This window comes from Paenibacillus sp. FSL K6-0276 (assembly GCF_037977235.1).
In the GTDB taxonomy this organism is placed as follows: Bacteria; Bacillota; Bacilli; order Paenibacillales; family Paenibacillaceae; genus Paenibacillus_AQ.
In genome coordinates this window covers 5,867,277-5,881,408 of record NZ_CP150276.1, presented here as the reverse complement: position 1 = coordinate 5,881,408, position 14,132 = coordinate 5,867,277, and the positions used below count along the sequence as shown (strand labels likewise).

11 protein-coding genes are annotated in these 14,132 nt (G+C 43.1%); 9 read left to right on the top strand and 2 right to left on the bottom strand.

What is annotated here, in order from left to right; translation table 11 throughout:
* Window positions 1-14 precede the first annotated feature (14 nt).
* From MHH52_RS27710 to MHH52_RS27680, 7 genes are all read left to right on the top strand, one after another.
* On the top strand, window positions 15-1,265 hold the full coding sequence (locus tag MHH52_RS27710) for a glycosyltransferase (protein WP_340005617.1): 1,251 nt from the start codon (window positions 15-17) through the stop codon (window positions 1,263-1,265).
* 52 nt (window positions 1,266-1,317) lie between these two features.
* The gene (locus tag MHH52_RS27705; RefSeq protein WP_340005615.1) at window positions 1,318-3,411 is read left to right on the top strand and encodes a cellulose biosynthesis cyclic di-GMP-binding regulatory protein BcsB; all 2,094 of its coding nucleotides are present in this window, start codon (window positions 1,318-1,320) and stop codon (window positions 3,409-3,411) included.
* Window positions 3,401-4,255: a diguanylate cyclase gene (locus MHH52_RS27700; RefSeq protein WP_340005613.1), complete on the top strand. Its 855-nt coding sequence runs from the start codon at window positions 3,401-3,403 to the stop codon at window positions 4,253-4,255. The genes MHH52_RS27705 and MHH52_RS27700 overlap by 11 nt, the downstream gene beginning before the upstream one ends.
* Before the next feature lie 207 nt (window positions 4,256-4,462).
* Entirely contained in the window at window positions 4,463-4,711 is a 249-nt protein-coding gene (locus MHH52_RS27695; protein WP_094868372.1) for a type B 50S ribosomal protein L31, read from the top strand.
* A gap of 212 nt (window positions 4,712-4,923) precedes the next feature.
* The gene (locus MHH52_RS27690) at window positions 4,924-5,445 is read left to right on the top strand and encodes a YcxB family protein (RefSeq protein WP_340005611.1); all 522 of its coding nucleotides are present in this window, start codon (window positions 4,924-4,926) and stop codon (window positions 5,443-5,445) included.
* Window positions 5,446-5,537: 92 nt separating this feature from the next.
* Complete coding sequence (locus tag MHH52_RS27685) at window positions 5,538-7,112, top strand: diguanylate cyclase (RefSeq protein WP_340005609.1); 1,575 nt, start codon at window positions 5,538-5,540, stop codon at window positions 7,110-7,112.
* A gap of 63 nt (window positions 7,113-7,175) precedes the next feature.
* Window positions 7,176-7,883 carry a DNA alkylation repair protein gene (locus tag MHH52_RS27680; protein WP_340009851.1) on the top strand — a complete coding sequence of 236 codons (708 nt, stop codon included), beginning with the start codon at window positions 7,176-7,178 and terminating at the stop codon, window positions 7,881-7,883.
* 169 nt (window positions 7,884-8,052) lie between these two features.
* On the opposite strand, the gene MHH52_RS27675 is transcribed toward MHH52_RS27680, so the two are convergent.
* The gene (locus MHH52_RS27675; protein WP_340005607.1) at window positions 8,053-9,093 is read right to left on the bottom strand and encodes a copper amine oxidase N-terminal domain-containing protein; all 1,041 of its coding nucleotides are present in this window, start codon (window positions 9,091-9,093) and stop codon (window positions 8,053-8,055) included.
* Window positions 9,094-9,283: 190 nt separating this feature from the next.
* On the opposite strand from MHH52_RS27675, the gene MHH52_RS27670 reads away from it, so the two are divergent.
* Window positions 9,284-11,851, top strand: a complete 2,568-nt coding sequence (locus MHH52_RS27670; RefSeq protein ID WP_340005605.1) for a DUF2339 domain-containing protein — start codon at window positions 9,284-9,286, stop codon at window positions 11,849-11,851.
* A 33-nt stretch (window positions 11,852-11,884) separates the two neighbouring features.
* Complete coding sequence (locus MHH52_RS27665; protein ID WP_340005603.1) at window positions 11,885-12,598, top strand: HAD family hydrolase; 714 nt, start codon at window positions 11,885-11,887, stop codon at window positions 12,596-12,598.
* Between the two features lie 95 nt (window positions 12,599-12,693).
* Here the strand turns inward: MHH52_RS27665 and gdhA are convergent, their stop codons facing one another.
* Entirely contained in the window at window positions 12,694-14,079 is a 1,386-nt protein-coding gene (gene gdhA, locus MHH52_RS27660; protein WP_340005601.1) for an NADP-specific glutamate dehydrogenase, read from the bottom strand.
* Window positions 14,080-14,132: the final 53 nt, after the last annotated feature.

Sequence of the window (14,132 nt, the reverse complement as noted above, 5' to 3'; positions counted from 1 at the left end):
ATCTGGAGGATCCTATGACGATTTCAGACATACTGATGGTAATTGCAGTGATCTGTATCTGGTCTCTGCTGCTGGTGAATGTGACCCTCATTATCGCAGGCTATATATATTACATTAAATCTGAAAATGAGGAGATACCAGAGGTAGAGGGCGAATATCCTTTGGTTTCAATTATGGTTCCTGCTCACAATGAGGGGGTAGTAATCTGTAAGACGGTGGAGTCTCTGCTAGCACTTGATTATCCAGAAGATCGATATGAGATTATTGTGATTAATGATAATTCCTCTGATAACAGTGCTGAACTGCTGGCCGGTATCCAAACCCGAAATCCGGGGCGCCAACTGATCGTCATTAATACGGATTCGATTACTGGTGGCAAAGGGAAATCAAATGCGCTCAACATAGGCTTCACCCACTGTAAAGGGGAGCTAATTGCGATTTATGATGCGGACAACACTCCGGAAAAAACGGCTTTGCGTTATCTGGTCGCTGAGATCATGAATGATTCTAGCCTCGGAGCGGTAATCGGTAAGTTTAGAACCCGTAACCGTAACGCAAGCCTACTTACCCGGTTTATTAATATTGAGACGTTATCTTTTCAATGGATGGCGCAAGCGGGACGCTGGAAGTTGTTCAAGTTATGCACCATACCCGGCACTAATTTTATTATGCGCAGGTCTATCGTAGAAAGTATCGGCGGCTGGGATGTTAAAGCGATAGCCGAAGATACAGAAATCAGCTTTAGAATTTATATGATGGGTTATCGGATCAAGTTCCAGCCGAAATCGGTCACATGGGAGCAGGAGCCACAAACCTTAAAAGTCTGGTTCAAGCAGCGAACGCGCTGGGCTAAGGGCAACATTTATGTCATTGTAAAAAATATTCCACTGCTTTTCGATAAATCCGCCGCAAAAGTCCGATTCGATATTCTTTATTTTCTAGCCATTTACTTCTTATTGCTGATGTCGTTAATCACCTCGGATGTACTGCTCATCCTGCATGCTTTGGGCTATGTACATACTACCATTGCTGGGCTTAGCAATTTTCTCTGGCTGCTCGCCATCATTCTGTTCGTTGTAGGTACTTTCATAACGTTGACGACAGAGAAGGGCGAGATGAGCTTGTCCAATTTATGGATCGTAATGTTGATGTACGTCTCTTATTGTCAGCTGTGGATGGTTGTCGCCGCTTACGGATTATATCTTTATGCCAAAGATCTCATCTTCAAAAGAGAAGCAAAGTGGTATAAGACTGAGCGCTATTAATAACGAACAAAGAAGCAATGTGAGAAATATGTGATCACAGGAGAAACAGAACATGATGAAAAAACAAATGGTTATACTGTTAACCTGCCTCTCTCTTTTTCTAATTCAATTGAATGTTGCAGCCGCCGAGGCTCCGCCTCAGGATACTAGATTAACATACACAACCTCTTTCATAGGAACAGATACTGCGTTAAAGGGTTCGAGTGCTCAGCAGCAATATTTTGAGGTCATGGATTATTGGAATGTGGATGAGCTCAGAATTAAACTGCACTTTCAAATTTCGCAAATTACCAAGGAGCAGATTTCTAGCGTTACCTTAACGCTAAATGGTAGCCCGTTCTATACGTTTAGACCCTCACTAAAAGACAATGGCGAACAACAGCTGGTTCTTAAAGCACCTAAAGGGTTTCTAAAAAAAGGAACCAATACGCTTGGGATTCAGGGCTATTTGCAGTCGAACTATCCAGATGATCAATCTTGTTCTGTCGATTATGATTTTGATAATTGGCTGCATCTGTTTAATACATCCAGTATAAGCGTGATGTATACGCCGAAGCCCTTGACTGGAGGGATTAGTGACTTTAGCGAGCGATTCTCTGGCATTGATACCTTAACGAAGAATCATAGTATTCTGACCGTACCGGACAAAAGCACAGGGGCAGAAATGGAGTCGGCTACTTATGCGCTCTCTGGGCTTGTGAAGGGTAATACATTGGACAATAGAACGATTCCAATGCTTCCCTACCGGTCAGACGCGGTGAAGAATAAAGCTGCGGTTGTACTGGTAGCCATGTATGACCGAGTACCAAGTGAGCTAAAGGCTCAGCTAAGTTCCTCTGAGGATTTAAGTACACATGCACTACTGCAGCTAGTGAATAAGGATACTCAGCCCACTCTGGTCGTAACCTCGAAAGATGAGAACTTACTGATCAAAGCAGGCCGTTTTGTAGCGAATGAAGAGCTAATGGGTCAAATCACAAGTGATCTAAAGGTGGTGGATGATACTACGGAAGTGTCTGCACCCCCCCTTTCGATTAGCTCCAATATTACGTTTACAGAAACGGGTGATAAACTCATAGGGGCACATCATCAGGAGCAAACATACTTTGTTTCGCTGCCCTCTAACCGCTCGATTGCGGATTCAGGTAGAATCAGATTGGATTTCCGTTATGCACAGAATTTAGATTTCGACCGTTCATTAGTCACCGTCAGCATCAACAACACACCAATTGGCAGCAAGAAGCTGACCAAAGAGTTGGCGAATGGCGATAAGCTGGATCTTCCAGTTCCTCAAAGCTTGAATATCTCCGGTAATTTCACGGTAACTGTAGCTTTTGATTTGGAGCTGAAGGGAGCCGAATGTACTCTAGATAAGGAACAAATGCCGTGGGCGTATATCAGTAAAGATTCTGTAATGCGTCTTAATACTAAAGATCGTACGGATCTCTTGTTTAATAACTATCCGTATCCGTTCATACGTGACGGGCTTTACAATCAAGTAGCAGTCGTTCTGCCACAAGAAATGGATGATTACGCATATTTGAGTTTAGCTAATGTGTTTAATCTACTGGGAAAATACGCTGGCGGAAATATAGGCAACATTCAGTTCTATACAGATAGCATTAGCGCTGATCATTTGAAGAATAATAATGTCATCGCCATAGGCACGTATAAGAATAATAAGATCATCCGTGATCATAATGATAAGCTCTATTTCCAATATAACGGGAACGGAACAGCAATTCGCTCCAATGAGAAGATGAGTATTGAAGAACATTACGGAGCTCAAATTGGAACACTGCAGCTGATTGAATCGCCATTTGAGGTGGGACGGGGGTTGCTTGCTGTTACGGGAGTTGGATCTGAAGAGTACTATTTGGCGTCGAAGTTGATCGCAACGGAGCGGGACAAATGGAAGGTGTTTGGCGATGGGGTAATCGTTGATAAGGACGGTAATGTCAATGCGCACCGTTTCAAGATCATTACTGGAGCAGCAGAGGATTCCGTGGTAAAAAAAATAGCGGAACGAACAGACGTGTTAAGTTTCATTATCGTAATTGTGCTGGTGCTGACACTGGTGATTCTATCGCTGATCCTGCTGCTTCGTAAACATATGAAGAAACGTGGTGATAAGCGTGAGACGTAATCGCAGCGGTTTAGTTTCAGATATCGCTCTCTTATCGTTCATGGTGCTTCTTTATATTTGTATTGTCTTCATTTCAGGGGCACCTGACGATTATATCCAGAATATTATCATTTTAAATGTGGCTTTTATTCTGGCGATTGTTACGTATTTTACAACGGTGACTGCAGGGTTGGTCTTGAACCTGGTGTTTATATTTGCTTACGGCTTCTACACGATGTATCAGACGATATCTTTAGGAGAGACGATTGGACCGAATACTTACTTCTGGCTAATTATGACCCCATTGTTAACAGTGGTTCTATGGATATTTACATTAAGCAACCGTGAGCTGCAGGCTGAGAATCAACGTTTGGAGAAAAAAACTGCCAATATGGCCATCGTCGACGAGAACACAGATCTGCGAAACAGCATTTCTTTTCAGAAGGATGCCGCCTTATTCACAGGCATTTCGACTCGATATCAGATTCCACTCACACTGCTTGTAGTGAAAGTGAAATATTGGAATGAGATTAGACGTATCATACCTGAAGGACAGTTGGCTGAGGCTATACACGATGTATCTCAGCTCAGTCAGGCCAGCATTCGTACCAATGATGCACTGTATTTGCTGGACAAAGATGACGCAACATGGGGCCTGCTGCTGTTCACCGACAGCGATGGAGCAAAAATCGTGATCGAGCGGATTAAATTGAAGCTTCAAGAACTTAATGACACTGAATTTGTCAAAAAGTATAAAGTCAGCCTCGGCCTCAAAATCGGTGCCGTAGAATATCAATCTGGCACAATTGAGAATCCATTAGATTTTATTGTTCAGGCTAAAAAACAGCTGGAGTATGATGTATAAGTCAGTTGAACGTAAGGGAATATAAGGAATATCGGATATTAGTTGACTTTACATGTCGATTTCACGTATGATGGAGTGGTGGTCTAAATCGTAAGATTTACGAATTTTCCTACGTTTATTAGGTTATACTTATAGATAAACCTACAGATCATTTGGTTAATTTACCATAAAGGCTCCACTAATTTGTTCAGAAGGAGGACGATCAGAATGAGAGAAGGCATACATCCAAAGTTCAACAAGGTTATTTTCATGGATGCAAGCGTAGGCTTCAAATTTTTGAGTGCATCTACAAAATCATCCAATGAAACAATGGAATGGGAAGATGGTAACACTTATCCTGTTATCCGCGTGGACGCAAGTTCCGCATCCCACCCATTTTACACTGGTAAACAAAGAGATACAGAACAAGGCGGCCGTGTTGACAAGTTCAAACAACGTCTTGCACAAAAGAAATAAGAATCCTTACGGACAAGCAAAAACGCCTTCGGCGTCCCTAAAGGACAGTAAGCGTTTTGCGAGAAATATAAGGATAATGTATAGCTTATATTTTTAAAAAGGGACAACCCATTTAGAAGCGATCGCTTCAGGGATGTCCCTTTTTTGTGTTCAGGCATGATAGAATGAAGTGGAATTGATAAAATAGGATAGTGCCAGGGGAGCGATCAGTTATGGAGAATGAAATAAAAGTAGATACGGTCCTTAAGAGTGAGGACGTTCAGGAGTTTAACCTATGGTTCAGCTTGAATAGCCGAATCATACTTAACTCTTTCAGTGTGGTTGCTTATTTTGTGATTTTGCTGTTAATTACTAAGGATTATAGTACTAAAAGCATTTCAATCCTTGCTGTGACCGCTGTAATTCTTGCCGCTGTCTTATGGTATATGACCAAATCAAGCTTGGTCAAAAAATCAAAAAAAGCCTTCGCAACAGATAGCTTATCTCAGCAGCCTCAGAGCTATTCCATATCAGATGAGGGCATAAAGTACGTATCCGAGGCAGGTTCCGGGCAAGTGAAATGGGAAGAGATACATAAAATTGGTGAAACGATGAGCTTGTTTGTGTTTTTTGTGTCTTCTAATAGAGCGCTGATTATCCCTAAGCGATACTTTCAGTCGGAACAAGATAAAACGGCGTTTAAAGACTTGGCCAGAAAGTATATGTTCTCCCATCGAGTGAAGTTCAAATCGTAAGATGTACAGATGTACTGTTATTTATCGATTCATTTGTAAGAATGATTAGGATATAATGATAGGAGCGACTTGAAAAATAGGAGAAATATGGCATGCCGTGGATTCAAGGATATCCGTATTACTTATTAATGGGCAGTGTTCTAAGCTTTTACATGGGCGTCAGCTCCTATCGACATCGGAAGTCTGCAGGAAGACGCTATTTGTGGATCTTAATGTTGCTGGTCAGCCTCATATTTATTGCAACGGCGGGAGAGATTATGTCATCCTCTTTTCAGGCTAAGTTGTGGTGGAAGAATATGCAGCAGGCTCCGCTTTTTTTAAGTGCGCTATTTACTTATGCCGTGGTTAAAGAATACGTGTCTCCTTCCGCGGAACGCCTGACTGTAAAGCTTGCTATTTTCTCGATTCCAATTGCTTTGGATGTACTGCTTATTTTTACGGATACCTATCATCATCTAATGCGTAGTGAAGTGGGCATAGCCACTGTTGCGGGTATTAGTGGAATTACTGTAAAGCCTACGCTTCTTAGCATGGCTTTTATTGCTTATGATCAGCTATTTGGTCTATATGCGATCTGCTTGCTAGCTGTTTCCTTAATTAATAGACCGAGAGCTTTTTTGCGACGGACTTTCTTACTGTTTGCTGGGCTGCTTGTTCCGGTCATTTCTGTTTTTTTACTTCCCTTGTTAAAGATCACGCTTACAGGCTTTACGGCCTTCACTTATCTACCCGCAATTATAGCGGCTTATTTGTGTTTATTCATTGATCCCAAATCCACCATCTATCCTTTAACTAAAATTAAAATCCTAGAGCATATGAAAGACGGCGTAGTTCTGACAGACCAGAATGATAATATCATTGGTATTAATGAAGCTGCGACCTTCATTTTATTAGAGATTACCGGGATATCGAACGAGACCTGGATGGGGAAGAACATTGATCTTTTTATGAGACACCACATGGACATTAGTGCTCATTATAGTCAAAGGACCGAAGGACAGTTTGAGATTGTATGTACTGGAATGAGAGAGATTTGTTATGGAGTTTCTTTGATTGCGACCGAACATCGGGCAACAGAGAACAAGGGGATGCTAATCGCTTTTAGTGACCATAGTGAAAAGAAGCGGTATGAACGTGAATTGGTTTATCAAGCAACGGTAGATGATTTGACTGGACTTTATAATCGCAGGCATTTTATGCAAATGGTGCAAAATCAAACGATTCCGGACGGACTAGGACTGGCACTGCTGTTATTTGATATCGATGATTTTAAGTTAATTAATGATACCTATGGTCATTTAGCAGGAGATCAGGCATTGGTTGATTTCTCGAATAAAATATTACAGGTGTACCAAAATAAAGGCATTGCTGGAAGAGTCGGGGGCGAGGAGTTTGCTGTATGTTTTTTTGCTGAGGACAAACATGCAGCCTTAATGGAGGCAGAGAATTTTCGCACTACGATGAGTGATTACATGATAATTTTGAACGAACACGATAGTGCTCAGCTTACCGCAAGCATCGGAATTTCTTTTACAGAGCGCAGAGAGGTGACTTTCGAAGATTTATATCGGGAAGCAGATGAAGCGTTATATCGTTCCAAGAATTCGGGCAAGAATAGAGTGACACTAGGTCGCGAACCCATCTTAAGAGAAGCAATGAAGGGATAAGGAACATGCGGAAGCTAGATCTTGCGTTTAGAGCATCGAAGATAAAGGAGTGTCCTAATGAATCTGACTATTAATGAAGTGATGAGTAAGCTTGAGGAGATGGGTACAGAGCAGACGAAGCGTACCTTCGTACGTCATGGTGCTAAGGAACCTTTATTCGGAGTAAGGATAGGGGACATGAAGAAGTTGGTGAAGGATATCAAGAAAGATCAGAGTCTAGTACGAGCCTTGTATCAGACGGGTAATTATGATGCGATGTATTTGGCAGGACTTACGGTTGATCCCAAGAGTCTTACGAAGGAAGAGCTTCAAGGCTGGGTATCGGCGGCGTATTGCTGTGCATTAGCGGAATATACGGTAGCTTCTGTCGCTGCAGAGAGTCCATACGCATTGGAGCTTGCTAGAGAGTGGATTCGTTCCTCAGATGAAATGGTGGCCACCTGTGGCTGGAGTACGTATGGAAACTACATCTCAGTTACACCGGATGATCTGCTCGATATCGCTGAGATTAGAGAGCTACTACAGCAAATTCAAACTACCATTCATCAGGAACGGAATCGAGTTCGTTACACGATGAATATGTTTGTAATTATTGCCGGCAGCAGCATAACAGAGCTGCATGATGAGGCGGAGCAGATTGCTACAAGTATTGGTAAGGTCCAGGTAAATGTGGGACAAACCGCATGTAAAGTACCGTTGGCTGTAGATTATATTGCCAAGGTGGAGCAAGCTGGAAAGCTTGGTGTGAAGAAGAAGACCTGTATTTGTTAAAATATAAGAAAGTATAAGTTTCACACCATACTTTATGTCTTATATTATAAACGCTTATCGTCCTTATAAGGACGATAAGCGTTTATACTTGATAGAGTTTCTCAAGCTACAAATAATCAAACAAAAGGCCAGTTCCCGTAATCCAGGAACTGGCCTTTTTTACATAATCTTATTGTTGATTAACGTTCAATACGACTTTAACAGCTGTGCCGATTGGCGGCAGGCTCTTAGTCAGCATAGGGCTATAGAATCCAATAACTTTTGCGCCTTTTACAAGTTCGCTGCTGTTTACAGTTTTGCCGTCACTGTTCATTAGCACGGTATCTTTACTAATACGCAGTACTACTTCTTGTTGCGACTGTTCGCTCAGGCCGCTGCCTTTAACGGTAATGCTGATGTTTCCTTCATCGTCTTTTTGAACTTCTTCAATGGTACCTGCAGTGCCCAGAAGATCATTTTGTTTCTGCTCATCTAGAACAGTGATCTTGTAAGTTGGGGTTTGCGGTGGCAGGCTCATGGTCATGATCATGGAATGCTCTGCTTTTACGGTCATGCCGATGTGAAGATCTTTCAGTGCAAGCTTAGTACCGTCTGCCATTTCGATAGTGGTATCTTCACCTACATTCAGTACGACTCCATCTGTGCCTACACCCTGGATCTGAACGGATTGGAATTTGCCCTCATTGTTGACAGCTGTAATCACGCCAGTCTTGGTCATGTGCTCTTGTTGGTTAGCATCAGTGATCACGATGGAATCTCCCTTCACTGTCATGTTGTGATGGATGATTTCACTTACAAAGGAGGCTGGAACATACAAAATGGAGTCAACCAATTGTGGTGCAGTCCCAAGTGTAGTATTCATTTTGTTGATGCTATAACGATCTTCTCCTGCTTTCACTGTAGTGAACACAGCGCCATTGATAAGATCAACGGATTTAGTTTGTCCATTCCAAGTTAATTCGAAGCCAAGTGCTTCAGTAACCGGACGAAGTGGCACCATAGGCTCTTTGCCATTTGTAGTTTGGAAGCCTGTTTCTTTCAGAGCGGACCCGTTGATTTCAATCGTAAACGTTTTTTGATTAACGCTAACGGAGGTTTGAGTAGCATCATTTTTTGCAGAAGTTGTGGTTGGTGCAGCGTAAGCTGCTCCTGTTGAAAGTGCTAGGGACAAAGTTAAAAGAACTGTACTTGTTTTCAAAATGTTGTTCATAGTTGTGAGCTCCTTTTTAAAGTCATTTGTTAGTGTTGTTATTATTCAGACGGGACATCCCTCCAATATGTTGCATTTTTTTTCAAGTTGCTCGTAATCTTCATCTAGCGCATTCGTAAAAAAAGAGTAAGAGACCCTTCCATTTGTAGTAAAATGTAAATATTGATAATCGCTCACATTAGGAGGCGCTATGGAGTCATTCAGAGATCGACTTGGATTCATGAAGGTCCAGCAGGACGGGCTTATTAAGGAATATGAAGCTCTGATCGCGGAATATGAAAGTCACGATCTGGTCAACGAGAATGAACACTTGAAGAAGCAATATGAGAAACATAAGCTTGCTTTAGTTGAGTTAAAGACTCAGGTTGGGAAGCTTCAAGAAGAGAATACGGAGCTAAAAGTTACGCTAACGGAACAAATCTTAGATGAGAAACTCGGCATTCTTAAAGTGTCGAGACAGAAGCTGCAGACTTATTTTGCCTCTAAAAGCCTTGCCCATACGGATCGGCTGACAGCTTTTGAGTTGGAGACGAAGCGTCGTATTCAGCAGCTGTACCAAACAGCCGCGAGGCAACTCGGTGAGGATAAGGTGGAGTTATCCAGTCGACTTGGAGCGTTGTCAGCGGAAATAAATGAGCGTGTTCTAGCGCAGCGACAAAGAATGAGGGAAGCTGAGAGTGGCCTGAACTCCAGAATGGATAACGGATTACAAGATTTTGCCTTGGAAGAGATCAGCGAAGAGGTGATTGAGCGCCGGAGAAAACAAAATCAGATCGAAATGAAGATTGGACTTGGCTGGATTAACAAGCTTGGGATTCTGCTGCTGATTTTGGCCGTGGGAGCGGCATTCAGGTATTCCTATTCCAATTGGTTCACCGGTTATATGAAGGGAGGCGCCTTTTTTCTACTGGGATTACTGATGTTAGGGGGCGGGGAGTGGCTATATCGCAAAGGAAAAGGGACGTTCGCTTTAGGGCTACTTGGCGGCGGGATTTCAGTGCTGTACGGCTCTATTTTCTATAGCTATTTTTTATTGGATATTATCAGTATTTATGTAGGGCTGTCCTTATCCGTGCTCGTCACTTTGACTGCTGTGCTCCTGTCTTTAAGGTATGAATCACGAAGTATTTGTGCTTTGGGCTTAATCGGGGGGTACCTGCCACTATACTCTTATCTTGGGGCTTTCGGTCTTTCGGGAAACGCAGTTTATGTGGCAATGGGTTACTTGTTTCTTCTGAATTTATTCATTCTATTAATCTCCTTCCGCAAACGCTGGAACGTGGTCAATTACATCAGCTACTTATTTAATACACCATCCATGCTGATATTAATAGCGTTATCGGATAGCAACGGAATTAATATGTGTTATGCGGTGCTGACTTTTGCCATGTATTTGGGCATTACGCTATGGTACCCGTTCAAGTATCGCTCCAAGTTGTCTTGGTGGGATTTCTCTCTATTAGGATGTAACACGTTTATTAGTTGCCTCACCTTGTATATTCTATTCCTGGATGCAGGATTGAAGGATTACAATGGTGCGTTGGCGCTGGTCTTCTGTCTGCTGTATTTGGCTCTTGGACGAGGGCTTGAAAAGCTGATGCCACAGGAAAAAGAAAGCATGCTACTATTCTACGCCACTTCGTTGACCTTCAGTATCCTGATGATCCCGTTCCAATTCGGAGCGGCTTGGTGGTCCATTGGCTGGTTGGTTGAAGGCGTCGTTCTTACCTTGTTCGGTAATCTAAATCGGTTTAAGGGGATGGAAAGGGCAGGCTGGGGCATTTTGACGCTTTGCCTTGTGGTGTTCTTCGGTCTAAATGTACCGATGCAGCTCGATATAGCCAATGAGTGGATGAATTCCACAGACGCCTATTTTCCGCTAAAATATGTCTTTATTACTGTAGGTATGCTTATTATCGCCGTATGGTATGCCGTTCAGCATAACCGAAAAGACGTCCTCCTTCACAGTGAGCCTTACGAAATCACATTAGCCCTGTGGTTTAAATATACGGCGTTATTGAATTTCTGGATCTATGGATTGTATGAAACCAGAAGATTGTATCGTCTGGTTGTACCGGAGGATTTCTCGCATAGAACCTTCTACAATTTGCTGATGTCCGCTCTGTTAACTATTGTTCTGGCCTATGTATTGCCTAAGGTGAAGGTGCTGTATGACACGATCGTTAAGCATTTTGTGAGATTTCTTTTTGGGATCGGATACGCCATTTGTTTGACGATTACAGTAGGCTTTCCAACTCTGCAGAATGATCTTACACGTAATACCACGGCCGATTATATCGCACTAGGTATACTCATTATCTTCAATATTTTCGTATGGTTTAGCGGACGTGATCTACTTATCAACTTGCTTAAACGTGAGTATAAAAGTATGGAGATATATCCTGTCTTTATGGGGGTGTATCTGCTCGGAATCATTACTGCTTTTTTAGGGGTACAGCTGCAATTAAATGACGCGGGATTAATATTTAGTCTCATTTATCTGTTGTTGGCGGTCTTGTTCATCATGTACGGCTTCCGCAAAAGATATGTGTACATCCGGCGCTTCGGCCTTGGATTAACGCTATTGGCAACAGGTAAGCTGCTGCTGTACGATCTGGGACTACTGAATACTGGGAGCAAAATCATCGCTTATGCCAGCTTTGGTATTTGCCTGCTCGGGATCTCCTATCTCTATCAAAAGGTTTCGAGCAAAATGAAGGAGGGGCAGGCAGTGACGGAGAATGTGACTAAGGGGTAGATTACAATATGAACCATAGGAAGGAAGACGGGGATGTATCAGACTTATATTTTTGATCTGTACGGTACACTAATTGATATTAAGACAGATGCGGAGCATTCTGAGGTATGGGAACGGTTAGCTCTCCACTTCGGATATCAGGGGCTGTCTATATCAGGGGGAGAACTGCAGGAACGGTTTCTACGGGAGAGGGATCTTCAACTAGGTGAAGCCGCACGGACCTGTGAGTATCCGGATTTCGTAATGGAGGAAGTGTTTCGGTCTGTGGCTCGTCAATTGGGCGGAGAACCGGATCAAGCGTGGTTATATGAAACCGTGAGGTGGCTGCGGACGTTATCGATGGTCCATATCTCTCTATATGACGGTGTGGCTGAAATTCTACAAACGTTAAGAGAACGTGGCAAAAAAGTATTCTTGCTCTCCAACGGGCAAAAGACCTTTATTGAAGCTGAATTAACTATGCTCGGAATTATACATCTATTTGACGGTATTGCGATCTCTTCGGAAGCAGGGGTGAGCAAGCCTGATCCGCTATTTTATCGCTATTTAGTCGAAAATTATGGAGCGGACTTGAGTTCAGCCATCATGATTGGAAATGATCCTCGTACGGATATTGAGAGTGCACTGAAGGTAGGAATAGATTCCTGTTACATTCGTACAGCCTCCTCGCCATCCGATATGGCTGTGAAGAGTACGCAGTCTATATGGGATGGGGATTTACGGCAAATCCCAGGTTGGAACTCGTAGCTGCTCAAAAAAAAATCCCCGTCCCCGGCTTCTTACTCACCGGTTACGGGGACTTCTTATGTCGGACGGTTATAATTACAACGCCGTTAGTTTATTTAGATTACACCTTCAGCCAGCATAGCGTCGGCTACTTTTTTGAATCCAGCGATGTTTGCTCCTGCAACGAGGTTGCCGGACTGGCCATACTGCTCGGATGCATCTACAGATTGCTCATAGATGGAAACCATGATCTCATGCAGCTTCGTATCTACTTCTTCAAAGCTCCAGGACATACGCATGCTGTTTTGTGCCATTTCAAGAGCAGATACAGCTACGCCGCCAGCATTAGCAGCTTTGGCAGGTGCGAATAGCACGCCAGCTTGTTGGAACTGCTGAATAGCTTCAAGGGTGGATGGCATGTTGGCACCTTCGCCTACTGCTTTAACACCATTCTCAATCAGTTTCAATGCCATGGCTTCATCAATCTCATTCTGAGTAGCACTCGGAAGGGCGATATCACAAGGAATAGTCCAAATTTGCGTGGAATCTTCGGTATATACAGCGTTAGGATGTTCATTCACATATTCACTAATCCGTTTTCTTTCGACTTCTTTCAGGCGGCGGACAGTTTCGAGGTTAATGCCGTTTTCGTCATAGATATATCCAGCGGAGTCACTACAAGCTACGACTGTTGCACCTAGCTGTACAGCTTTTTCAATTGCATAGATGGCTACATTACCGGAACCGGAAACAACAACACGACTTCCTTCAAAGGAAAGACCTTTTGCTTTCAGCATCTCGTTTACGAAATACACCGTTCCGTAACCAGTTGCTTCTGTGCGAGCCTGACTTCCGCCGTAAATAATGCCTTTACCGGTCAATACGCCAGCCGGATATCCTCCGCGGATCCGCTTGTATTGTCCATACATGTAACCAATCTCACGAGCGCCTACGCCGATATCTCCGGCAGGTACGTCTTGGTCTGGACCAATATAATTTTGCAATTCAGTCATGAAGCTTTGAGCAAACCGCATAATCTCGCCTTCGGATTTTCCTTTAGGATCAAAGTCGGATCCGCCTTTACCTCCGCCGATGTGTTGGCCGGTAAGAGCGTTCTTGAAAATTTGTTCGAAGCCGAGGAATTTGATGATACTAGCATTAACGGATGGGTGAAAACGAAGTCCGCCCTTGTAAGGTCCGATTGCACTACTGAACTGCACACGATATCCACGGTTCACTCTGACCTTGCCTTGATCGTCAGTCCAAGGTACACGGAACATAATCAAACGTTCTGGTTCGACCAATCTTTCCAGAATGGCATTTTCCTGATACTTAGGTTCAGCAGCGAGGATCGGAAGCAAAGATTCGAGGATTTCCTTTACAGCCTGATGGAATTCGGGCTCGAAAGGATTGCGTGCAACAACCTGTGCGTATACGTCTTCGATATAACGATGTGCCTTGTTGCTGTTTGTGTCTAATTGCTGGGTAGATACTGAGCTCATGAATTCAACCGCCTTTTCTAGTATTCAATTTGGTCCAACACTTTTTTTATATT